14 protein-coding genes and 1 pseudogene are annotated in these 24763 nt (G+C 43.7%); 4 read left to right on the top strand and 11 right to left on the bottom strand.

Annotated features, from left to right (window positions below; all coding sequences use genetic code 11):
* Positions 1 to 46: 46 nt before the first annotated feature.
* From DUN60_RS18875 to DUN60_RS18850, 6 genes are read right to left on the bottom strand one after another with little or no spacing between them, the layout of a single operon-like run.
* Positions 47 to 991 (bottom strand): PstS family phosphate ABC transporter substrate-binding protein, encoded by a 945-nt coding sequence (locus tag DUN60_RS18875; protein ID WP_114634869.1) that lies wholly within the window; start codon positions 989 to 991, stop codon positions 47 to 49.
* Entirely contained in the window at positions 991 to 1629 is a 639-nt protein-coding gene (locus tag DUN60_RS18870; RefSeq protein ID WP_114634866.1) for an OmpA family protein, read from the bottom strand. The genes DUN60_RS18875 and DUN60_RS18870 overlap by 1 nt, the downstream gene beginning before the upstream one ends.
* Complete coding sequence (locus DUN60_RS18865; protein WP_114634864.1) at positions 1629 to 2942, bottom strand: TolC family outer membrane protein; 1314 nt, start codon at positions 2940 to 2942, stop codon at positions 1629 to 1631. Before DUN60_RS18865 ends, DUN60_RS18870 begins: the two co-directional genes overlap by 1 nt.
* 34 nt (positions 2943 to 2976) lie before the next feature.
* Complete coding sequence (locus DUN60_RS18860; RefSeq protein ID WP_114634862.1) at positions 2977 to 4302, bottom strand: HlyD family type I secretion periplasmic adaptor subunit; 1326 nt, start codon at positions 4300 to 4302, stop codon at positions 2977 to 2979.
* The gene (locus DUN60_RS18855; protein ID WP_114634860.1) at positions 4295 to 6454 is read right to left on the bottom strand and encodes a type I secretion system permease/ATPase; all 2160 of its coding nucleotides are present in this window, start codon (positions 6452 to 6454) and stop codon (positions 4295 to 4297) included. The genes DUN60_RS18860 and DUN60_RS18855 overlap by 8 nt, the downstream gene beginning before the upstream one ends.
* 33 nt (positions 6455 to 6487) lie before the next feature.
* Complete coding sequence (locus DUN60_RS18850; RefSeq protein WP_114634858.1) at positions 6488 to 15664, bottom strand: T1SS-143 repeat domain-containing protein; 9177 nt, start codon at positions 15662 to 15664, stop codon at positions 6488 to 6490.
* 254 nt (positions 15665 to 15918) lie between these two features.
* On the opposite strand from DUN60_RS18850, the gene DUN60_RS18845 reads away from it, so the two are divergent.
* A complete protein-coding gene (locus DUN60_RS18845) occupies positions 15919 to 17766 on the top strand; it encodes a M3 family metallopeptidase (RefSeq protein WP_114634856.1) in 1848 nt (615 codons plus the stop codon).
* A 92-nt stretch (positions 17767 to 17858) separates the two neighbouring features.
* Here the strand turns inward: DUN60_RS18845 and DUN60_RS18840 are convergent, their stop codons facing one another.
* The 3 genes and pseudogenes from DUN60_RS18840 to DUN60_RS18830 all read right to left on the bottom strand — a co-directional run.
* Positions 17859 to 18170, bottom strand: a complete 312-nt coding sequence (locus DUN60_RS18840) for a hypothetical protein (protein ID WP_029222415.1) — start codon at positions 18168 to 18170, stop codon at positions 17859 to 17861.
* A 157-nt stretch (positions 18171 to 18327) separates the two neighbouring features.
* Entirely contained in the window at positions 18328 to 19362 is a 1035-nt protein-coding gene (locus DUN60_RS18835) for a porin (RefSeq protein ID WP_114634854.1), read from the bottom strand.
* Positions 19363 to 19518: 156 nt separating this feature from the next.
* Positions 19519 to 19596: pseudogene (locus tag DUN60_RS18830) on the bottom strand (DUF3187 family protein); the annotation flags it as partial.
* A 219-nt stretch (positions 19597 to 19815) separates the two neighbouring features.
* On the opposite strand from DUN60_RS18830, the gene DUN60_RS18825 reads away from it, so the two are divergent.
* A complete protein-coding gene (locus tag DUN60_RS18825) occupies positions 19816 to 20610 on the top strand; it encodes a response regulator transcription factor (RefSeq protein ID WP_017077418.1) in 795 nt (264 codons plus the stop codon).
* Positions 20611 to 20649: 39 nt separating this feature from the next.
* Here DUN60_RS18825 and DUN60_RS18820 read toward each other — a convergent pair whose 3' ends face one another.
* The gene (locus DUN60_RS18820) at positions 20650 to 21483 is read right to left on the bottom strand and encodes a regulatory protein RecX (RefSeq protein WP_004731801.1); all 834 of its coding nucleotides are present in this window, start codon (positions 21481 to 21483) and stop codon (positions 20650 to 20652) included.
* Between the two features lie 234 nt (positions 21484 to 21717).
* Positions 21718 to 23322, bottom strand: coding sequence for a mechanosensitive ion channel family protein (locus DUN60_RS18815; protein ID WP_114634852.1), 1605 nt, complete (start codon positions 23320 to 23322; stop codon positions 21718 to 21720).
* 252 nt (positions 23323 to 23574) lie between these two features.
* On the opposite strand from DUN60_RS18815, the gene DUN60_RS18810 reads away from it, so the two are divergent.
* A complete protein-coding gene (locus tag DUN60_RS18810; protein WP_004731805.1) occupies positions 23575 to 23823 on the top strand; it encodes a hypothetical protein in 249 nt (82 codons plus the stop codon).
* Between the two features lie 372 nt (positions 23824 to 24195).
* Positions 24196 to 24672, top strand: coding sequence for a hypothetical protein (locus tag DUN60_RS18805; RefSeq protein WP_065207018.1), 477 nt, complete (start codon positions 24196 to 24198; stop codon positions 24670 to 24672).
* Positions 24673 to 24763: the final 91 nt, after the last annotated feature.

The following is a 24763-nucleotide window of genomic DNA, read 5'->3' as shown; positions in this document are numbered from 1 at the left end:
ACTAACAATACCATTCCGACGACCTATATACAATACGACATGCCAATTATTTATAACCACCTTCTATTGCAGGCTCTTCAAGCGATAATCTAACTTTGTTACGCTGAATAGCTTCTGGCGGCAAACTGATGAAACCGTATTGGTTCAACACACCTTGATGATCTTGTGACAAGGTAAGCCCAACAAAGAACTTCTCTTGTTCCGTAAAGCCTTTGCGATGCGCTGGAATATTCAGGTACATATAGTAAACCGTTGCCAATGGATAACGACCAGAGAGAATCGTTTCTTTATTTAAGTCGTAGTTCACCCCTAGATTATCAACCACACTCAACCATTTCACATCCGAGATTTGGTCTGAGTAAACCGTGTAACCAATCGCAGCTTCTTCATCTTCAATCTTATTAATGAGGTCAGGCAAATCCGCTAAGAATTGAGTATGAGCATATTCTCCTTCCGTTCCACATTCGACCCAGCTTGAAAAGGTGGTGTGCCCTTTTAGGTTGTGATCGATGGCAAAAGGCAACATATGAGTATCTAGGCTTTCACCGTTACGAATATCACTGCTTGGTAACCATTTAGGGTGCTTGGGATCGTTAGAACAACCAAACACATCGATAAGTTCAGCAACACTAATGGATGTGGCGGGGTTATTCTCATTCGCCAGAATAGCTATTACGTCGGCGGTAAACATTAGCTCAGTCGGTCTGTAGCCGTAGCGCATGTCAAACCTTGCCATCTCTTTGTCAGTCCACTTTTTGGAAGTAATACCAACACGCGAGCGTTGCATGATCATCTGCTCTGGGACATTGTCACTCAACAAAATTTCTAAGTCGATCTCTTGGCTCTCAAGCAAATCTTTAACAAGATTTTCCATGTTCGGTTCAATTGCGACCAAACCAATATCACTCACGTCATTCGCTAACGTTGATACAGAAAAAAACGCAGGTACAGCCGCAAGCAGTAAGCCCGATTTATTAGATAGACGTTTCATTACTGGCCTCCTACTGGATCAATCGATGTCTTAGATTCAACATCACTATTGCTGTCGAGCTGCATCTCTGAGGTGAAGATATTCCAAGATGAATTTACTGCCATACTCTCTGTTTTTAACACCGCAATGGTTCTACGCTTCCGCTTGTGAAGATGCTGCGTTAAGCTGGTTATCTGAGTAAATTCTTGTTCGAAAATTCGCTCTCCATCGATGCCTCTGTCAATCAGAGCGTCTCGAATCACGCCAGTCCTTTTCTTGGCCAATGCTTTGTTATAAACGTTAGTACCTTCTGAGCTCGTATCACCAACTAAAGTCACGGATGCATCTGGCTGTTCACCAAGTAAACGCACTAACTCGTTGAGAACGGCCGTGTGTTCAGGTTTTAGAACGTATTTATCGAAATCAAATGCCACGCTTAAGACTTCAACATCTTCGACAATTTTCCAGTTTGCACACCCTTTAATGTCTACCGTCACACCTTCTGGCGTATCTGCACAAAGGTCTCGTTGGTTAATTACACCGTCACGATCATCATCAGCGAGATCATCAATTTGATGACGAGTCATCGTCGTATCGGGCGTTTCTGCACACCCCATCAGCAAGATAGAACTAAGTAGCGCTAGTTTAAAATATCTCATTACTTGTTCTCCCCTTGCCATTCTTCTGGGTGTTCAACCCTTAATGCGTAAGTCAACATGCCCATCGCGTTTAACACTCGGTATGCCGATAACGTTTGATCGTATTCAGTGCTGATAAAATTTCTTCGAGCTAAGAACACTTCCACTTTTGCATCAAGCACATCCAGTAGGCTCCGTCTGCCAACATTAAATTGTTGGATATAACCAAGCTCTGCAATTTTGGCTGCATCCACGTTCTGTTGAAGAAGGGACTTTTGCTGTTCAAGCATCTTGTAGGCATTCCAAGCGAGCTGAGTGCCCTCTTTAACCTCACGCTCCGTTCTTAATCTGATTGCTCTTGCTTCTTCCACTCGCCACGCAGATGATTCCACGCGAGAGTCGGTAGAAAAGCCATTAAACAAGTCGTAATCCATGGTCAACATGATACGAGCATCTTCATCAACACCACCCGGAGGGTTAGACACATTGTCATTCTTGTTGGCATGAAGCTCGAGCTTTAGCTCTGGGTAGTAATCCCCTTTCTCGCGGCGCATTTCTTTACGAGCGGCATCGATATCAAGCAAAGAGGCTTGGATTTCAGGGTGATTCTCGACAGCCTGTTCAAGCGCGACCTGTGCTGAGCTTGGTAACAGAGCATAATCAAAACGTGGATAAACCAAGTTCACAGCAGGCTTACCCACTAAACGTAGGTACTGAGTTTGTAAATCAAACAGGTTATTCTGAGCAGCGATTAATGAAGATTGCGCCGTCGCAACACGGGCAGAGATTTGAGCCAGATCCGAGTTGCTACTCAAGCCTTTGCTCTTTTTATCTTGGATATCTTGATAGATCTCTTGGTGCTCTTTTACATTACGCTTAGACAGTTCAAGTAGCGTCTCTGCCTTAAGAATATCGAGATAGTTTCTCACCACATCTAACGAGACATTTTCAGCGCGTGAAATCAGGGTTAATCGTTCAGCTTCAGCTTCGAACGTTAGTCGGTCGACATTCGACGTCGTTTTAAAACCATCGAATAGTAACTGAGAGACTTTAACGCCAATCTCGGTTCGCGTTAACCCACGATCATCGCTATCGAGTTTGCTGCCACTGTTGTAGCGTGTCTCTTCATAACCTGCTGCCGCGTACAAGTTCACTTGTGGCATATACAAACCACTCGCCGCGTCTCCGTCTCTGACCACCGATTGGTATCGGGAGTATTGCGCCAATATCTCTGGGCTATAGTCGATGGCAAAGGCCACGGACTCTTCTAATGAGGCTGCTTGAGACAACCCGCTCATCAGTAAGCAAGAAGAGAGTAAGAATTTTGAATGCATTACACTTCCTTTTATATTTATGCTTTAACCCACTTCATCGTTCGCGAAGTGAGTTTTCCTTAGCTCGTAAAATAGGTTTTAACCAATAACTCAATACTGTTTTTTCTCCGGTCAAGATATCAACCGCGACTTGCATCCCTGGGATAATGCTAAAGGCAGAGTTTTGTAGCTGGTCTTCGTTTAACTGAATATGGGCGCGATAATAGGCATTACCGTCTTCCGTTTGTAAGGCATCGGCACTGACATAAGTGACTTTACCTTTCAGGCCACCATAGATAACAAAGTCATACGCCGTGAATTTAACGGTTGCGCCTAACCCGTTATGAACAAACGCGATATCTTGCGGAGAGATCCTCGCTTCGACAATCAAATCACTGTTTGATGGAATGATCTCAATAATCGGCTCACCTGGACGAACAACACCACCAATAGTACGCACAAAGACCTCTTTTACTGTTCCATCAACAGGCGCTAAGATTTGTGTTCGTTTCAGTTGATCGGCGATGGCCTGTTGGCTTTCATTCAATTGTGCTATTTTGCTGGCAACTTCGTTCAGTTGGCCTTGTACTTTGGCACGAAAATCTAACGCGATGCTGCGGTGGTCGGCTATCGATTCTGAGTAAGCAGCAATCTGTTTCTGAGCCGCCACTTTTGAGCTGGCAATATCGCCTTTCAACTTGACCACATCACGGTTAAGTTTCAGCAACTCAACTTCTGCAACCGCACCGCTAGCAACCACATCTTTCAACATGTTGCGCTCTCGAATAACGATATCGAGGCTGCTCTCTAAAGTCTGAATATTATTGAGCGTATCGACACGAGCTTGATCTTGCTGCTCGATGCGAAGTGCCGCCTCTTCCAGTTCAGACTTTAACTGTCCTAAACGCTCTCGATAGTTCGCCTTAGCATTCATTAACGCGGGATGGCTTGATACATCGACAACAATATCTTGTGGTACTAAAACCACTCGTTCAAACCACTCTTTTGCGTCATTATTTAGAACGACTGTCGCCAGCTCCGCTTTCAATCTTAATTGTTGGGCCAGTAAGGTATCGGCTTGTTGAGCCGACTCTAAAAACGCCGCTTTAAAACGTGTATCTTCGAGCTTAGCCAGAGGCTGCCCTTTCACCACTGATTGGCCTTGTCGCACCATGATTTCTTGGACAAGACCGCCCTCTAAACTCTGAATGGTTTGTACAGAAAGGCTAGGAACGACTTTGCCCTCGCCGATAACCACTTCTTCCAATGTTGCCCACGTCGCCCAACCGATAATCGAGACAATGAGTAGAGCGCTTAGCCAAATCAGCTTACGAGAGCGGAATGCCAAGTGGTTGTTGGTCCATTGAATATCATTACTCATGACGGCCTCCCTTCACCACTGAAACCGTCTTAAATCGACTCGCCCCTTTGGGTACACTTTTCTTCTGTAGAGAGAGGATATCTTTTGGCTCACCCTCAGCTACGATTTGACCTTTATCCAACACAACCACTCGGTCACACATCATCAAGAATGAAGATTTGTGTGAGCTGATCAGCATTGAAGTTTCTCTTGGCATACTTTGAAGTGCATTGAAGAACTGTATCTCAGCTTGATTATCAAGTGCGCTAGTAGGCTCATCCATGATCAATAGTTTTGGACAGCGATACAATGCTCTCGCTATTGCCACAGCTTGTCGTTGGCCTCCTGAAAGCAATCGACCACCCTCGCCGACTGGCGTTTCTAAGCCATTGTTTAAGCGCCCCATGTAACCGTTAAGGCCAGACTGTTGCAGCGCTAGTCTTAGCTTTTCTTCATCAACGTTGGTCGCACCCAGTGTGACGTTGTCGTAAACACTGCCAAAGATAAGATTGGTGGTTTGCCCCACCCAACCCATACCACTGCGCAAGACACTGGTTGGCCATAACTGCCCATCAATCTCTTGATAGAAAGCTTGTCCTGTTGTTGGCAAATACTGGCGTGCAACAATCGATAAAAGTGTGGTTTTTCCTGCGCCTGCCGCACCAACAAGGCCAACTCGCTCACCCGGTTTTATTTCAAAAGAGATTTCCTTTAGCGCTGGGCTTTGAGTCTCTGGATAAGTAAACGTAACTTCATCCAGCCTAACCCCGCCGTCAAAGTCACCCTTATCAATCACTTGATGCTTGGACTCTTCTTGCGGTAAGTCCATGATCTGATTTAGGCCTTCAACGGCTGAGCGTGTTTGTTGAAACCTCAGCAATAGAAGAGAAAGTTGGTTCACCGAGCTTGCAGCACGTCCACTCAACATCACCACAGCTATCAAACCACCCATACTCAGCAAGCCTTCAGAGATCTGATACACGCCGAAGATGATGAGAGTAATGGTGACGATCTGCTGACTCGACTGAATGGAATGTGTCACGATATTAGAGTAGTGGCGAGATTGAGTCTGCCATTGAGAGAGCGATGAAATAGTCTGCTCCCAACGTTTCTGAGTAATACCTTCAGCATTGTTTTGCTTGATATCCGGAAGAGTTGTTAAGCAATCAAACAGCTGTGCTTGTCTTTGTGTCGACAAACGTGCGGTTTCATCGAATGTTTTCTCGACTTTACCTTTCATCGCAATGCTTAGCACGATCAATACCAACATGATCGCGACAGGGATGAACATCATCGCACCACCGAGCCAGCCGATAAGGAATAGGAATAACAAGGTGAATGGCAGGTCGACTAAAGTAACCAAAGAAATAGAAGTGAAGAAATCTTTCACGCTATCGAAATCTTGAAGCTGTCTGGCAAAGGCGCCTACCGACTGAGGTCGATTTTCCAGCTTCATACCAAGGACTTTAGAGAACAGTTGAGAAGACAACTTGTTATCAATATAGCGCCCAGCCATGTCAGTCACAGAGCTGCGTGAGCTTCTCAACACCCAATCAAAAATAACGACAATACCAACGCCTGCTGCCAGAACCCAAAGCGTGTTAAACGCTTGGTTTGGCACCACGCGGTCGTACACATTCATGGTAAACAGAGGCACGACTAGCGCGAGTAAGTTGATCAAAAATGAAGCGATAAATAGGTCTCGATACCAAGGTTTCACTTCTTTGACGACACGCCATAACCAACGGGTGTTGGATTTATTCTCGCTACGTTCATGGGATTGAACACGTGCATCATCAAGAGCTTGAGCACCAACTTGCCAAACATACGATTCAACTTGAGCAACCAAGTCTTTTAACGATGTTTGTTGGCTTGAATTAGTTTCGCAATCCAATACTTGAAAGTAATCACCAGAGTCTTGCGTGACGACAACAGGATTTCCTGTCACGGAATTAACAGCAACAACGGGGAACTGACATTGAGTCAGTAATTCTTTTTTAACGTGGCTCAAAGTTAACCCCGATTTCTCAATGGCTCTTGGGAAAAGGGATTCATTGAGCCTTCCTTCATTTAAAGGTAGGCCAGACACTATTTTGGAAGGATGGCTGCGAACATTAAAATGCTCACATAACCATTCCACACAACCTAGCCAGCTGTCTTTTTGTTCTACCAATCTAAACTTCCTTTTATAGACTGTACATCTAACTTACAGCGTTAAATTATTGTCTTCTATCATTTTTTGTAAAATTTGTGCTTCTAATGCACTGCTACTGTCGCCTTGATACAGATCGTCGTACGTAACATCGGCTAATAAGATGTTTTGTTGAACGTCTTCATCGCCATTAGGTTTAATAGAAATGGTCACACCTTCACCAGATTCTTCTAAATCTAGATATTGTGTTGCCCCTAACCCTGTATTAAGCCCTAGGCTTCCCAAAATACCCGAGAGGTCAATTGCATCAGTATCTGGAGACGCATCAAAATCTTGAACCACATCGTAGCTTGGGGCTTCTACACTCCCTAAGCCTGAAGATGCGAACACAAAATCATCTGAGCCCGTCCCGCCAATCAGCAGGTCGTTATCATCTGTCGCGGTAATCGTAGAGTCCCCTTCCGCAACAAATTCAACCGATACCGTTTGAGGTAATCCTACCGATTGGTTGTTGCCTATTTCAGCAGAAGGTTCGATGGTGAGTTCAAATGGGTCAACGCCATCATAGCCACCCGTAATCGCTAGATTAGGTACATCTGCCAAGTCCACCACATATTGACCATCGACCATAGAGCCGTGTGAGAACGTCAAACCTGCGGGAATATCATAAATTGTAATGAAGCCCACTTCTGAATCGGCAGGGTTTACAAGAGAAAGGTCTAAACCAAGAGGAATCGTGCCACTTGCTTCAGCCACAATTGAAGAGTATTCAACGCTTAGTAAAGGCGCATCAGGTTCTGGTGTAATGATAAGCGTCATGTCTTGTGAGCTTGGGTCACCCGTGTCGACCACTAACTCGCCAAGTACGGTATTTTGATCAACCGTTCGGCCGGTAATCGTAATGTCGAGATTACCAAACGCATCGCCCGCAAAGAATTCGAGCTCATCAACAGAGCTTGCCTTAACGAGGATCGTCGCCTGTATGATGCCACCAACACTAGTGAAAGAACTAGTTTCTGATCCAATTCGAATTCGATCTAGCCCAACTAACCCTGATGGATCCGAAGTCGCATTCACCGTCACAGTGATAGACAAGAATTCATCACTGTTAGTTTCAAAGCTATTGGCATCAAGAGGAATCACGATGCCATCATCTTCACTTCCAGTGAGCTGTTCAGGTAAATCGAAGAACTCAACTTTATCACCAATAGGATTCACACCGACGGTGAATTCAGATTCGGTATAGCGGATTTCTGTGGTGCCGATTTCTTGAGTAATCGCTTCAAGGACTAGATTCATATCACCACTAAAATCTCGCGGCGGTAGAATTACAAGGTTGGCAAGCTGACTTGGATCGACCTGCCACTCGTAAGTAGGGTTACCATCAAAGGTACCGCCATCGACGCCATTGTTTGGAACTAATTCGTAGCTGTCACCCACCTTTATCGCAACAACCGCACCTTCAGGCACGCCTTTCAATGCCAAGGACATGTTTTCAGAGCCATCTTGATCAATCAGCTCCGCGCTCAGTGATGACAATGAAATGTAGTTATCTTCGTCGCCGACAATATCCTCCGTCACCAAGTTTGCTGCATCAGCAACAGGTTCAACGGTGATAGTCACCACGGTCGTTTTATCTTGCGTATCCGTTTCAGTTACGCAATCCGCTTCATCGGTAATATTGGCGGTTACTGTTAAGGTGATTTCACCACTGTAATGTTCAGGTGGTGTCACCAGCACATCACTCAAGCGGCTAGGATCGGTTACGGTCCAAGTACCATTGCCGTTATCAATCAACAAGCCAGTATCAGCAGGACTCTCCGATAGTGTCACACCATTTGATACTGTGATGGTCAGAGAGTTAACGGTCTCCTTACCAGTAGCACTGTTACCTTCACCCGTGATTAACTGGCCATCTTCAACACTATCTCCAAGAACAAGCTCAAGATTAAGATCCGTGGCGATGTCTTCTTGGATCGTTGTCGAATCCGTGGCGACGGTAATGTCATCCACAACAGGCAATACTTGAATACTAATGGTTTGAGCTGTCGTTACGGTTTCACCATTACACGGTGACGTTTCAATCGTCTCTATCGTGAAATCAATACATCCAGCGAAGTCTTCGTCCAATCCGGTTAACGTCAGTTTCGAGAGACCATCGGCAGTAATTGAGTAACCGACGACTTCGCCAGCCGCGTCATATTCCGCAATAACACCATCACCTGAAATCTCGACGCCTTCAGGAAGAGAGTCAGCAGGAATATAGAAAGAGATCGTATTGTCTGGGTCACTAGCTACATTCGTATTGAGCAAGCCCGTAAGATCGATATCTTCCCCTTCTGGTGTCTTAATCTCGCCATCCGGTTGAATCGGGCTTGGTGGACCTACAGGGTCACAAGTACCGCCACCGCCGTCATGGCCAGTGATCTGAATTTGGAATGAAGTATCAATATACTTCGAATCTTCACCATCGATAACACGAGCACGCACCACAATATCTAATACAGGGGTGTCGCTTGGACTGGAGATCGTCATACCGCTCAAGATCTCTTGCGCCAACTCTTGAATAGAGTCACTCGTCAGGCCATTGGCGGAGATAATCCAGTTTCCTGAAACATCTTGAGCGGCTCCGTTCGGGTGTTCGATAATCAGCGAATAACCATCAGGTACATCGATCAAGATATAATCTAAGTACTCTGAGCCATCCATATCAGCGTCAACAAAAGTAACGGCATCAGACACGTTGACTGGAGAACCATCATCACTGGTGTATAGCTGACCAGAACTTTCCAAACGAGTATCTGACTCGACCCTCGCATCAACGGTGACACTGATTGAACCAGAGATATCTTTTACATCAGTTGCGCCTGTCGGCGAAGTGTCGGTAACTTCATAAGTAATTGGAATTGAGAACGTACCGCTCAAATCTTCCGTAGCGGTTACTGTCAGTCTTCCGCTACTTAAAAGCTCGGACAGTGTTGGCGTCGTAGAGTCTAATAAACTTTCTAAATCTAACCCTGAAAGCGGCACATCAATAACACTACCATCAAAATAAAGAGTCAGATCAGCAGGAAGACTGTCAATCACATACCCCGTTAAAGACTCACTCCCATCAACATCTTGATTCACTGATGGCTCTAGGTTCAATCCAATTTGGCTGTCTTCAATACCTTGAGTGCTAACTGTTTGACCATCTTCTTGATCAACAACGGGCGCTAACTCTACTTTCAACGTCATCGGGAACTCACCCGAATCACCATCAGGCTCTGTTGAAATAGCAATAACAGTTAGCTCTAACTCGCCACTGAAATCAGTAACAGGCTTGAGGTATAGGTCATTCAGTTGAGCGTTAGAGACTTGGAATACCGGCCCTGTCACATCATCAACATACGCGATCGTCAGCGACACTGGCTCACCCAACGAATCCACCAGCAAGGTGCCATCAGGAATATTGGTCAGAAGTATATTGATCTCTTCTGAAACGTCGTCATCAGAAGTTTGAACCACAAAATCAAGTCGAATCAGACCATCTTCATTGAGAACAGATTGGTTACTGATGACTTTGGTATCGCTGTCATATTCCCAATGCGCATTTCCTCCATCCACAACAGTAGGTTCATCAACAACGCCTTTGAGGAAGATATTGATGGTTTGAGTATCGCTTAACGCAGTCACATTAACAGGGTCTAACGAGTCAATTGTCGATTCATAAGAAACCGCAGTCACGTTAATGAATAGGTCTTCCGTAAAGGAACTGATGTCTTCTTTTGGTATTAGATAAGCGGTGCCGTTCTCTATCGCTTCAGCAGAAACGAGATAAGTATTAGGACCAATTAGGTCAAACAATCCTCCTTGAATCGCCCAGCCGTCTTGTACTTCAATTTGATAACTTAACGACTCAGAACCATCGGTATCAGTCAACGCACCATTGATTACGTTCTTGAGGAAGATGCTTTCATCTTCCAGACCTTTGTAATCTTTAACAGATAAAATTGGAGTATCAGCATCCGGTGAGATCTCTACAACGACAGTATTAACAATATCGGCCGTTTTATCATCGGGGTCAGCGAAGGTGCTTCCCGCTTCGGTTGCAATCGCAGTAATCTCAAACTCAAATCGACCTGCAAGGTTTTCATCAGCTCTGATTTCCATTTTGTCGATTTGGGTCTGAGTGTACTCTTTGCCTTCTTTAACCGCGTTTCCGTTCAAGGTGATATTCAGCCCATCTGGAATGCCGCTAATGGTGTAAGACAGTTCTTCAGATGTATCTTGGTCAACCAACTGAGCGGTGATATCTAATTTAATTGGGTTTGCATCATCTTCTACGGATTGGTAGGTAAATACAGAATCTGACCAATCTGGAGCATCGGCCACCGGTAAAACAGAAACAGAGACATCTGCGGTCAGCTCTTTTGGAACCGTGTCAGTACTTATAATTGCATTGATCGCTAGAATAACCGTTGAGGTCGTATTCGATTCATGGAGTGCAGGTCGATAAGTTAACTGACCATTCGGGCCGGTAAACTGACTGTCAATCGCCGTTAACTGATTACCTGAAAGCGTCACCTTGCCATCAACTACTTGAAGTAATACGCCATCTAAATACAGGCTACCGCCTTGCAAAGAAGCTTCTGAGAACTCGATAGCCGTAACGGTTTCGCTTTGGTCAACGTCTCCAGTAGAAACGCTCACAACGATAATCGCGTTGTTATCTTCTGTAGTTTCAGAATCTTCATAACGAATAAAACCTTCGTTATCATCCAATACAAGCTCTGCGTTACTGGTGACTTCATCACCGTCGGCATCTCGAACCAAATAATCAATGTCATCGACGATCTTAGGATCAGCAGGATTAGTCGTCACATTTGGATTAGTGGTTAGCTGGTAGCTACCATCTGGTGAAAGGGTAAACTGACCGTAAATAGAATTACTGTCGTAAACATTAATTAGGTCAATGGTGATTGACGTATCTGCATCTACAAAAGTGTAAGTCGTTCCACGATAATCAAAACTGACGATGATTGCGCCATCCGCACCTGCAAATTCTTCTGTTAAGAACTGTCCGCTGAGATTATCGCCTTCCACCATTTCAATGGATCCAGAACGAGAAGTTGGCACTGCATCCGTAACATTAACAGCATAAATAGCCGGGTCAGAACTATCACCATCGGCATCAGTAACGACCAATTCAAAATTCACAGCAAGATTATTTTCACCATCCCCCGTAGCATGAGCAAGCGCCGCATATAGGTTGAACTCTGTTGTGCCATCGTTGTTAAAACGAATTCGGAAGATATCGTTACCCGACGTATCTTGAGCGTAATACCAACCATCAGCATTCACGTCTTGCAAGGATATCGCTCGTCCGCCACTGCTGTAACCAAGGGCATCAAAAGCATCGATGTTGATTGAGACTGATGCGATATCGTCCGAGCCTTGGATAATAGCGATCGATGGGCTTGGTTCTTCAGTCCCAGTTTGTTCGTTATCACCAATGAGCCCATCTTCATCGACAGATATGCTGCCTACAATCGAGAATGCAGGATCCTTACCGTCGTATATTTTGATGTCGGATTCTTGCGTATCTCTTGATCCATCAGAGTCTATGGTGACGATAGAAGCTGGTATTGTCAGCTCGGTGTCTTTTGTACCAGAGCCATGATCAATGGACTGATATAACTCAATAACAACAGTTACGTTTGTTGAACCATTTGCTTCAAGACTAAAGTCATCTGGAAGCCTGATTTTTAAAACAGCATCACCATTGCCAAGAACAGCATCAAATGTACCATTTCCGTTGTCACGCCAAGTCAACGCTTCACCATTGCTGGTTACCGCGACACCATCGCTATCAAGAACAACTTGGCCGGTGGTCACATCCAACCCCAAGAAAACCAGAGGGTCATTACCAGCGGTAACCGCCAAGCTCACGCTTGCTGTTGATCCAACTCCCGACGGCGTGCTATCAGCTACAGGGATTTCACTCAGTTCAACCGTTCCAGAACCAATCGCTGGCTCACCGCCATCAGTCACTGACACATTTAAGGCTAATGTGGTTTTATCGTTGTCATCATCTTTTGCTGTGATGACAAAAGGAATTTGGTCGGTTCCATTCGTTTGGTCGAGCCCTTTGAATAGTTCAAAGGTGTAAGTGACATCAGTATCGGCCTCACCTGACAGAGAGGTGAAGCTCAAGGTAAACGCTTTATTTTCAGCACTTTCAGAGCCAACATAACCAGTAAGTTCATTTCCGCCGGCAGAGACTACATAGATGATCTGTACGCCCCCACTAAACAACTGCGGCTGATCTCCAACATCAAAAAATACAGACTTAACAAAGTCACTTCCGACGTTGAGGTTGAAAGTGCCAGTATCTGAAATACTGCCGTGAATAAGATCTGACTCGTCCACAGCAGCATTGCTAGTTGAAGTTAATATTGGGTCGGCTCCATCCTGGATAATCCAATCGAATTGCCCTTGCTCTAAAGAAGTACCATCTAAATCCGTTCCATCAATAATAAGTGGCAGGGTGATGGAGTCATTGCTAAACAGGTGGTTTATAGGCTGCTCTAACACTAATGTGACATCTGCTAGAACATCGATACCACTAGCGACTGCACTCAACGTTAGCGTGAATATCGTTTCACCATTTGCTTGTGCGGTAATCGTTTTACCATCATTCGCTAACGTGTAGGTTAGAGGGAACTTCTCATCTCCGGTCGTCAAGCCCAAGGCGTCTAGCTGCACCAAACTATTAGCATTAAATACAATAGAAGCAGGATCTGGATTATCTGAGCCAGCGGAAACGGTAAACTGACCGACTACAGTTTGAATTCCATCAGACACATCACCTTCAGAGCTGGTTGTTGTCCCATCAACAACTAACCCTGCATCACCATCAAAAATATCGATCACCGCAGTGCCACTTCCGAAGTCATTACTGCTGTCGCCTGCAACATAGTTGAAAGTGATGTTTTGAGCTACGGTGTGATCCAAATTTCTGTTGGCGACGAACGTCCAATGACCATTGGAAAAAACGGTCAAAACACCTTCATCCAAAGTAAAAGAAACTGGCGCACTCCCGGATATTGTTTGTGTCGTCCCGTTCACTTCAACACTTTTTATTGTCAGTTGTGTATCAAGGTCGATATCGTTATTCAATACATTTCCTGACGTGACTTCACCTTCTATCACATCATAAGACTCATCGAAAATTAACGGCTCCGAGTCTTTGATGACAATAGGTAGATGACCAATTACTAACTCTGTGGTGTTGTCCGCGTCAGTTTGAAGCCCTTCAATAATCAAAGCCGTTTGAATCGAATCAAGGCCAGACTCTTGGTCGATCGCTTTATAGAAATTGATATTTACGTTAGTGCCAGAAATTGAAGCGTCGAACACAATTTGACCATCACTTCGCGTGCCCGTTAGGCTTTGTTTGTCACCTGATACGGTAATCGTTATCGACAAGCTTTGAGAAGTTAGCGACTCAGCTATAGTTTGATCTGCGCTAAACGAGAAGTCCGCAAAATCGATCCTAATATCAGAAGTTTGTGTTTCGCCTCCAAAAATACCGATGATATTTTCCGAAAACACAACTGATTCAGGAAGAATAATCGTCGGCATGTCATCGATGGCTTCGTTGCCGACTGTATTGAAAACTTTTGCGTCGATCGTCCATTCCGCAGAAAAATTTAAGGTAGATATATCAATATTCTCCACCACCCAGTTACCTGCGAAATCAACAACTCCCTCGAACACCAGTGTCTGAGTCCCGTCGTTTACTTCGATGTAAACCGGTAAACCTTCTGCAACATTGGTTGTACCCTGCATGGTTGTAAGTTGGCCACTACGAAATGCCAAAATACTAAAACCGTCTAGCGTATCAATGTCTATAACAGGCGAAACAGTATCAATAACAATTTGCCCTGCGCTATTTATTGCTGAAGCAGGGTTACCGGCAACGTCAACGGTGTCAGCCTCAATTTGTATACCACCGTCAGCAAAACTTGTTAGATCGACGCCTTCAACTGACCAAGCACCATTAGCGACCGTTGCCGTCAGCACAATGATATTCGTTGTACTGTCAGAAATACGGATATTGACCGTTTGACCGTCTTCAACGTTCTGTACCGTACCAAAGAATTTAGCGGATTGAATTTCGAAACTGTTGAGGACACCATCACCTCCATCATCAACACTCGCTGCAATACTCGCCAACGTGTCCTTAACAATGATGTCAGTCGCCGTGGTAGGGTTTCCTGCAATATCGAAGGTACTAGCAACGACAGTGAGCTCACCTTCAGCAAAGTTAGAGTAATCTTGAGAGACGAGTGTCCATGCCCCGCCAGAAACGGTAGTTGTGTATTCCTGAGTAACACCTTGGCTATCAGTAATAACGATCGTAATGACCTGTCCATCTTCAACATTGGCAACAGTACCGGCTAAAACCCCGTTGGAAATTTCGAATTGATTGTAAAACTCATCACCAAAGCCATCGAAGTCAACCTCAATGTTGGCTAATGTGTCTTTGATTGTGGAATCGTTAGCGGTAATGCTATTTCCAAAGTCATCAGCAATGATCGCGTCGACCTTAAGGTCACCTTCCGCGAGCGAAGAAAGATCGACGCCGTCGACGACATAAGTTTCGTTGCTAGTCACGGCAGTAGTGGTAACGGTGTTGCCGTTAACATCAGTGATGGTCAGAACAACGGTACGCCCGTCTCGAACATCCACAGCCGTACCCGTAATCGTGACACCAGGTACTTCAAACTGGTTCTCGTAACCATCTCCGCCATCTAATATATCAACGGTTAATAGTGCACTAGGTAACAGAATATCAAGGTTACCTTCATTCGATGCTGTATCTTCTTCGACATATTCTGTAGGACGCGTATCAAAACCTGCCTCAGCGAGCGTTTCATCTAAGGTAGAACGAACATAAGCAATAAAAGAGGCACTGGAACTAGGTTGATCATTCACTGAGTTAGGCTGTTGAGGTGCGCTTTCAATGTTGTTAACGAGTTCAGTGACCACCTTTTCCAACTGTTGTTCAACTGCGGCTATTTGTGGCTCGGTTAGGGGCTGAGCCTCTTGTAAATTCTGAGGTTCAATGCTGACGACTTGCACACCTTCAACTTTTGGCTGCGTAGCTGGTAATTGAAGCCAAGTCCCATCAGGGAATACTTGCCACACAACACCACCAACTTCGATATATAAAATAGGATCCATCCTAAACCTCTTCCTTACAAAAACGCTGACCTTGAGAACATCAATTTACTCAATAAAAAGCCGGAGAAATCAGCACACTCTCTTTAGTTAATACTAGCAAACAACAAATCATTAACAGTTAATTAATTATCACTAATACGCTGTAAAGTAAACCGATAGGTTGTGACTTGCATTCAGTTATATCTATCGTCACAAAATACATTCAATGAATGTGTCATAATGTTGAAATTACTGGTTAATTTTCAAGGAATGTCATGACTGCAACGAACTATCTCAACCAATTGAATCAAAAGTATCTTGCGACTCATAAAGCGAAAGAAGACTTCTTTTGGGATACATATATGGGGATCAGTGACGACCACGATGGCTCGACACTCGCTCAGACTCAGTGGACTGAATTTCTAAGCTCTGCCGAACAAATTGCTGCTATCGAAACGCAACTAGCTGCTATCGATAAAATTCAAGATCCCCTAGAAAAAGAGAGTACGCTAACAGGCTTGAATGGTTGGTTAGCGACCTTTAGATCTCACGCTATTGAGTCTGAGCAGTCACAGAAGCTTAAAGCCGATCTCATAAAGTTTGAGGCTGAACTGTTTGAGAAAAAACAGAATCATGTGATGACTTACGTAAATGAAACAGGCGACGAAACAGAAGGATCACTGCCAGTTTTAGGTTCAGCCGTTAGAAGTAATGGTAATGAACAAGTCAGGCTTTCTGCACACCAAGCACTATTAGATTTAGAACAGTGGCTGCTGGCTAACGGCTTCATTGAACTGATCAAAAAACGTAACCAATTTGCTCAATCACTGGGTTTTAAAACCTTCTTTGATTACTCGGTGGTTAAAACCGAACAGATGACGACAGAGCAGCTGTTTACGATTCTTGACGACTTCGAAGCACGTACACGCGATAGCCATCAGCAAAGTCTAGCCAATTTAGCAGAACAGAAAGGCGAGAATGCACTTCAAGCCCATAACTTTACCTACTCTTTTGCAGGTGACGTTATGAATGATCTTGATCCTTATGTTCCGTTCTCAAAGTCACTTCGACGATGGATTGAATCTTTTGGTCGCCTAAACATCGAATACTCTCAAGCGACATTAAAATTGGATCTGCTTGATCGTAAAGGTAAGTACCCTAATGGTTTCTGCCATGGCCCTATCCCATCTTTCTACGATCAAGACACTTGGGTAGCGGCTCAAGTTAACTTCACGAGCAACGCCAAGCCCGACCAAATCGGCAGCGGTTATGATGGTATCAACACGCTATTTCACGAGGGCGGCCACGCAGCGCATTTCGCCAATGTTAAGATGAACGCGCCTTGTTTCTCTCAGGAATTTGCACCAACTTCGATGGCTTATGCGGAAACTCAATCCATGTTCTGTGACAGCTTATTGAATGACGCCGATTGGCTCAAACAATACGCGCTTAATGCAGATGGCCAAGCAGTACCTGATGAGTTAATCAAAGCAATCATCGATAACAAACAACCTTTCAGAGCTTATCAAGAACGCAGCATTTTAGTGGTTCCATATTTCGAGCGAGCACTTTACGAATTGGCGGGTGAAGATCTGACACCTGAAAAGATCACCGATCTTGCTCGTAGCAGTGAGAAAATGATTCTTGGATTGGCGAGTAGCCCTCGCCCATTGATGGCGATCCCACATCTGTTGTCGGATGAAGCGTCTTGCGCATATCAAGGTTACCTGCTGGCTCATATGGCTGTGTATCAAACTCGTGCATATTTCACCGATAAGTTTGGCTACTTAACGGATAACCCAGAAATCGGCCCTTTGTTAGCTAAGCACTACTGGCACCAAGGAAATAGCGTCAATCATAATGGGACAATCGAAAGCCTGACTGGGGGAGGTTTTAATGCCAAATACCTCGCTGACGAGTGCAACTTATCGCCAGAAGAAGCTTGGGCTATTGAGGAGCAAAAAATCAAACAGCTGTCGACAAGAGAACGATCACCAATCGCTGATTTGAATGCGAAGATATCGATCGTTGATGGGGCCACCGAGTTGGCGAATAATGATAAGTCAAACCATCAGATGTGTGATGAGTTTGAACACTTTATCGTTGGGCAATACGGCCGATAGCGGGTGCTGAGCATCTATAACCAAGGTTGAACCAAAAGACCAAACGAAAAAAGGACGATAATTTATCGTCCTTTTTATATTCAGCGTTGGATCTATGCCGTGACACATATCGAGCGAGTTTCACAATTAAACTCAACATCAACAGAATCAACACTTCGCAATGATTTTCGATGAATGCCAAACACTTGCCCCGTCAAAACAATATAAAACTTCTCTGTTTTGAGTAGATTCCAAGCTTCATCAAGAGATTCAGCATAAACCTTGTTCTTGAGATCTTGCGGGCGAGTACCTGCTACTCTTCCATGTTTGCGCGCCAATTCAAATAATCCATTACGATTCGGTTTACACGTAAACAGGGTATCATTTCCGTAAATACTACCCTTAGCAGTAATGTTTTTAACCATTACATTTCTCCAAATAATAATTCCACTCGTAACACCTGAGTGGCATACCACATGTCGAACTGTGGATATTTAAACTGCGTAAAGAAGAGAATATGGTGTAAAGACCGGGCAAGCTATTACACCATTATCATCAAATTTCTTAGAAGTTCTTAAGTTCTTAGAAATAGTAGTAAGCTGCTGCGAATACGTGTGTTTCTTCGTCGTATTGCGCGCTAGTTTTACCCACACGGTAACCGTCTAAGTCTTGCTTGATATCAATACCCATGTCAGCGTTGTCAGCAATACGGTACATTGCAGCGATATTGATGTAAGAAGAATCTACGTCAGATTGACCATCTAATTCATTGCTGCTAGACGCGTAACCTGCTGCGATTGTTAGGTCTTCAGAAACTGTGTAGCCACCTGAAACGTAGTAACCCGTATTCTTAGCAGAATCACTCTCTTCAATCCAAGAGTTCATACCTAGTTTAAGAGCACCAACCTTAACGTTACCTGTCACTGTGTAAACTTCGTAATCAGTATCGTCATCACGAGCTTCATAACCTGCGTATAGGTTGAATACCTCTTGCTCTAAACCGATGTAACCGTTAATGCCTTTATCCGCATCATTATGATCGTCACCTGTTTCAAAGTAAGAAATACCATAAGCGATACCGTTTGTTGCGCCTTGGAATTTAACAACATTGAAGCCGTCAGATGCATCACCAGCAGAAGCGCCAAACTCGTAAGTGTTATCGCCAGCGCCATCCACTTTGTCTAGTGCTGTGTCGTTTTCCCAACCGAATGAAGCAATACCGTAGCCAGTATCGAAACCTAACCATGCTTTGTCTACGTCTGTTGCTGGACCAGTATCGATACCGTTTGTCCAACCAGCTGTTGCTGCGTCGTTCGCAGATACGTTGTTGTCTGTCGTGTAGTTCACCATCAAGTCAGTTTCGAAATAACCAACAATACGGTTGTTACGGTAGTTTACGGCAAGAGTAAGACCCGTTGCCCAGTCATCGTAGAACGCTTTAGAGCCAGTGTCGTAGTAACCACCAACACCGAAAGAGCCTGATACTGAGAATTGATCTTTGTGCATTGAATCGAATGCAAACATGTCTTCGTTTTGGCTGTTTTGGCTGCTTGTGCTTACAGCGAAAGCTGAACTTGAAATGCTCGCAATCGCAAGTGCTACTAATGTCTTTTTCATGATAACCACTACCTATATATTGATTCGGCCTTGTTAGTCCGGCCTTTTGGAGTGGCGCTATTGTTCAAAAAAATACGTTATTGATATACCGTAAATTTACTGAAAATTTTATAGCTTTGGTGAATTAAATTACATAATGATATGTTGATATGGCTTTTATATTGAGAATCGCAAGCCGAGCGTAAACCCGATATCCGTGCTGTTATCCATATTCCGGATGTTCTCAATCATCACGGGGGTTGTTAGGCAGAATTAAAAGCCTGAGCCTATAAAAAACACCGTTCAATTAATGCAGTAAATGTACTGCTTATCATTCGATAATCTAGAACTAAGAGTTATAAAAAACTTAAAAATAGAACCTATGATATATATAAGAATCTTATCTTGCACTGAGCCACTCGAACGAATATCTTCTGAGTATTGACCTAATGAATGTATCGAGAAAGGAAAAACGTGTCTGCTTTAAGCCTAAGTTTTGAACAGCTATTAATGAAACAATCAACCTCTCTTATTAATAGCGATCCTAAAAACTTTCAAACAACGTGGTCAGAAGCAAGCTTTGACGTACTCGATTGGTTCGGGATTGATCGTTTAACGCTTTACCCGAATTCAATGGTCTTACTTGAAGACGGGAAAACTTGTTCAGTATCCAAAGCAAACATACCTCCTGTCGATAAGAAAAGTTTGGTTGGCGGTAACTACCTTGATTACCTAAAGCTATTGAAAACCAATGAAACATATCTCACCTTTACCAGTGACGAACTCGTTTCAACCAAAAACTATGTGTTAAAGAAGATCTATAAAGAAGGGGGAAGATGGCACTGCATCATTCCTTTGCAGCTGTTTAACCAACGCTGGGGAGCATTGTCTTTTACTAACTTTCACGACAACGAAACCACCTTCGACCTCGAAGACATCCAGCGCTTAAAGTTAGTCTGTGAACTTTGGCTCTGTTATTGGCAGCACTCAACGCTAGCGAGGACACTAAAGCAAAATGAGAATCGGCTAGCAGATGATAGTGAGAAGCTATTATTACTCACAAAAAAACAAACCAAGGTTTTGGCTCTCATTGCTCAAGGGTTTAGTGCAAAAGAGTGTGCAGAACAGCTCCACCTTAGCTCTCGAACGATAGAATCGCATAAATACAGAATGCTTGGATTACTCGATTTAAACAGCCACAATGACCTGATTCAATTCGCCTTACGCAATGGCCTAGGTCTTACAGAAAACCTACACACGACACGTTAAAGCAAGGCTATGTACACTCTTTACGCATAATGTTGGTTGTTATTCGTTGCCTTCACTCAGAGCAAATTTGATTTCATCCGACGAAAAGCCCTTTCGACTTAACATTGCGTACGCCTTTGAACGCTCTTTGTGATCGTTGAGGTCATATGATTTCTTCTGCAGCTGTTCCAAACAAGATGAATAGAAATCCAGTTGCTCCTCATTAATTAATCGGTCGACCAACGATGACAACTCGCTGGTGTCAATTTGTCGCTGTCTAAGCTCTTGCTGAATAGCAGTCAAGCCTTTGCCTTTACGAGCATACTTAAGCACCTCTTTTTCCAAATCAGCTTTCTCTGCCTTAATTTGAATATTACTTTTCAGTTCATGCGACTGCGTGTGCTGGTCAATCGCTACCTTCACCTGCTGGTAGCTAAAACCACGCTTTTGCAGGGTCGCGACAAGCTTTTCACGGCTCATGGTAAAACTTGTATAGTAATGGTTGATACGGTCTATCAAGATGGTTTGCTCATCAATAGACTTTTCGAAAGACACTTTATGGATTGCATCAGAAATCACTGAATCGGTCAGGCCTTTCTTCTTCAATTTTTCGACAATATATCGAGAACCGAATTCACCAGAAAAAGCTTGTTCCACGAATTGTTCTGCAAACACTTGGTCAGACTTGAGATACCCGAAGCCTTTCAGTGTCCCTAGAGTTTCATCGATCCATTCTTGATTGTCGGTTTTCACTTTGAGCTTCGCAACCAACTCGCTTTCCGTCATATCTCTCTGGGTTAGGTGCCACATCGCAGAGTTCATGACGCTTTCAATTCGTGTTGCTTTTCTTACCGTTGTATTTCTACTATTCGTTTTTTGCTGTGAATCATCCATTCGCTTTCAACTGTCCAAACTAAGCCTACCCCATCATAACGTAATTCTAAGGCGGTTGAGTGACATAAAAGAATGAAGCTCAATATAAACGGAAGCCAATAAAAATGGACGCTTATTCAGCGTCCATTTGATATCACATTAAGAATGTCGACTCTAAGCTGCGCTTAGCTTTGTCGTATTAGTTTTTTTCGTAATAGCTCTTTTCGAAATCGCTTTTCGTATTAGCTCTTTCGCTTAGCTCTCTTCGTGATTGTAAATATGCACATCTCGTTGAGGGAATGGGATCGTGATGCCTTCTTCATCGAAGCGTTTCTTCACGGTTTCCGTCACATCCCAATACACATCCCAATAGTCATCGGTCTTAACCCAAGGTCTGACGACAAAATCAACAGAAGACGTATTCAAGGTATGAAGCTTGATCATATGCTCCGGTTTTTTCAGTACTAGAGGGTGCGCAAGAATGATGTCGTTCAATACCGCTTTCGCTTTATCGATATCATCTGAGTAACCAATGCCGAAGACCATATCAACACGTCTCACACGCTCTGCAGTGATGTTGTTGATCACGTCACCCCAAATTTTGTTGTTCGGGATCACCAAGCGTTGGTTATCGATGGTTTGAATGGTCGTCGACACTAAGCTCATGTCTTTTACTGTGCCTTGAACGCCGGCCACTTTAACCATGTCGCCCACATCATAAGGACGATAGATCAAGATCATCAAACCTGACGCAAAGTTAGATAGTGTGTCTTGCAATGCGAAACCAATAATGACACCCGCAACACCGAAACCGGTTAATAGTGGCGCTAGCTCAATCCCAATTTGAGACAGAGCGATAAGCAAACCAATAAACACGACCGCTTTAGATGCGATGGATACGAAGAACTCCTGCATCAATACGCTAAAGTCCATTTTAGAGTGCGAGACACTCTTACGAACGGTCTTACGAGCCACGTTAGCAATAAGGCGAGTTACGTATAAAATACCAAGAAACAGAGCGAGTTTAACGATAAATGAAGGCGTGTTGTCAAACGCCCATGAACTGAACGATCGAAGCCAGCTATCCAATAGATCCAGTGCAACATCGACATCCAACACATCGGCGTTAATGTCCCCAGTCGTCGCTAATAGAATGCGCTTGTACGAAGTGACATCCACACCAAACGGGGCCATCATAGAGATACTTGTCTCTAAGCTGGCAACCATTACACTGGTTCGTTCGCTGAAACGTATTAACTCAGTTTTTATTGTCGTCTTTTCGTCTTCACTAACAAAAGACAAGCGACGCTCTAGATCTTGACGCTGCGTGTCTGTATACAGGATCGCATTGGTCAGATATTGAGAACGAGAAACCAATGCGGTTTTTAACTGGCTTTCCGCAGCCGATACATCAACGCCTCGATCTTTTGACCAACTTAAGGTTTTAGAGAGTTGCTGATAGTAATCATCCATCATTCCGATACGTTTTTGAATCAACAATTCAAGACGCTTTTTTGAATCCCCCTCAGCCGAACGGTTGTCTTTGCTCATAGAGACAATTTTGACTTCGTTCAATGACAGTAAATGTTGTAAAAGATCTACCTGTTGGGCAAGAACAGCGTCTAAGCCTTCCTTCTTATCGGATGATAATTGGGAGGAAATCTCTTTACGTAGTGCTTGGTTCTTTCGTCTTAATATATCTTCTAGAAACGGCTTCTCAGCATCGTGTGCTGTTTCTAATGTTGTTAGGTCCAGCATTAGCTGGTCTTGTACTTCTGCTATTTTATCGACACTTTGTGCAAAACTCCCTGATGCAACAAACGCCAACATTAAAAATAGACAACGCCAAACCTTTATCATGTTAATTCCTATGAATGTCTAAATTGACCCCTTAAATAGTAGTAAAAAGAATATGGATAACAAGCATTTAAACGTATGTTGTGTTAAAAATTCGCAAAATATCAGTACGTATCTAATATTTGAGAGTTCCAATCCCCTCTTATGATCTGTAGAGTACGCAACCAACAAAGAACAACAGCCAATATCGTCACTTAAGCACATGCACAAAAACGCCTTAAATCCGATGTTAGCTAACAGCAAGAGAGCATAGAAATGAACAACGAACTTGATATTATCGAATCCTTAGAAGAACTAGAAAAGTTCCTCATCTCAGTGGAAGCTGGCGGTTTGGGTCTTGAAGGCGTTGAAGGTGTAGGCATGGCAACCAATAATTCAGATGGTCGTCACTTCGTTGCTGTATTCAACAGTAGCCACAAAGTTCTGCTCGCTCGCTGGATCACCAAAGAAGTTTTCGAAAATGGTAAAGACTTGGTACGTAATGGCCCTCGCCGTACTCACTAAGCCTTTCCAATAGAACCAACGATTAAGCCCAATAAGTTCCTCTAAGATCTGTTGGGCTTTTTGTATCTCCTCATCGTGAATAAACAAATCGATACAGAATAAATTAGTTATAATTGCCGGTTGTTGTGAACTTTAACCAGAGCCCAATGTCGTATTCGCGTGAGTTGATGTTTATACGTCTTTTATCGTGTATATGCCGTTTCCCGCGTTTATATAGTTTCTCTAGTTTATACATGGTTTCACTTTAACAATTTTATGACTTGTGGCGCGAAGAGAACTTATCTAAGCTAGCCACAATTCAATGAGCTCGCTTTAGCTATTAACTATTAACTATTAACTATTAACTATTAACTGATTTGATTACTGACTAATTTGCTGAACACATCGCTACTTTTCTTACCCACACAGAATCGCCAACAAAAGCAATCGCTTTGGGCGCTTCTCCTTACCGGACTGGTTATCATAACTTGCCTGGCGAGTACGCTGTCTGCGAATAAAGTAACGGCTTCAGCTTCCTTAGTTGGACAATCAATATTTGTCGGCGCAGAAACCAGCAACCCACATGCTGTCATCGCATCTTTAGATAAAATGTCTGAGCTTTATGCCAGCGTTTTTGGTTCAGAAGCATCTAAAGCTCTGACAACACCAAATTCAAGTTCATGCAGCCTGAGTTCGAAAATGCTGACCTTTGCCGCCCCGAAAACCGGCTGGCTGATCCCATTCGTACTTATTATTGCTGTTGCATTTAACTTACCTCCTCACATCTCGAGATTATCTAGAGACAATCATCGCTCTGCTCGACCTACAAAACACCGCTTGCACCTAAAGCACTGTATATTTAGAGAGTAAATAACCGGGCTATTCCACCCTTTTATTTATTTTTTGGAGATACATTTGTGTACAACACACTACTAACTAAGTTTGTCGATTCGTTGGCATT

The sequence above is a fragment of the Vibrio splendidus genome, from assembly GCF_003345295.1.
Classification (GTDB): Bacteria; Pseudomonadota; Gammaproteobacteria; order Enterobacterales; family Vibrionaceae; genus Vibrio; species Vibrio splendidus_K.
Note: the sequence above shows the minus strand (reverse complement) of the source record. Positions and strands in the feature narration are given on the sequence as shown.

Excerpts from the sequence above, each read along its gene's own strand:
- DUN60_RS18875 (WP_114634869.1), bottom strand. The coding sequence starts at position 991 with ATGAAACGTCTATCTAATAAATCGGGCTTACTGCTTGCGGCTGTACCT.
- DUN60_RS18870 (WP_114634866.1), bottom strand. The coding sequence starts at position 1,629 with ATGAGATATTTTAAACTAGCGCTACTTAGTTCTATCTTGCTGATGGGG.
- DUN60_RS18865 (WP_114634864.1), bottom strand. The coding sequence starts at position 2,942 with ATGCATTCAAAATTCTTACTCTCTTCTTGCTTACTGATGAGCGGGTTG.
- DUN60_RS18860 (WP_114634862.1), bottom strand. The coding sequence starts at position 4,302 with ATGAGTAATGATATTCAATGGACCAACAACCACTTGGCATTCCGCTCT.
- DUN60_RS18850 (WP_114634858.1), bottom strand. The coding sequence starts at position 15,664 with ATGGATCCTATTTTATATATCGAAGTTGGTGGTGTTGTGTGGCAAGTA.
- DUN60_RS18845 (WP_114634856.1), top strand. The coding sequence starts at position 15,919 with ATGACTGCAACGAACTATCTCAACCAATTGAATCAAAAGTATCTTGCG.
- DUN60_RS18840 (WP_029222415.1), bottom strand. The coding sequence starts at position 18,170 with ATGGTTAAAAACATTACTGCTAAGGGTAGTATTTACGGAAATGATACC.
- DUN60_RS18835 (WP_114634854.1), bottom strand. The coding sequence starts at position 19,362 with ATGAAAAAGACATTAGTAGCACTTGCGATTGCGAGCATTTCAAGTTCA.
- DUN60_RS18820 (WP_004731801.1), bottom strand. The coding sequence starts at position 21,483 with ATGGATGATTCACAGCAAAAAACGAATAGTAGAAATACAACGGTAAGA.
- DUN60_RS18815 (WP_114634852.1), bottom strand. The coding sequence starts at position 23,322 with ATGATAAAGGTTTGGCGTTGTCTATTTTTAATGTTGGCGTTTGTTGCA.
- DUN60_RS18810 (WP_004731805.1), top strand. The coding sequence starts at position 23,575 with ATGAACAACGAACTTGATATTATCGAATCCTTAGAAGAACTAGAAAAG.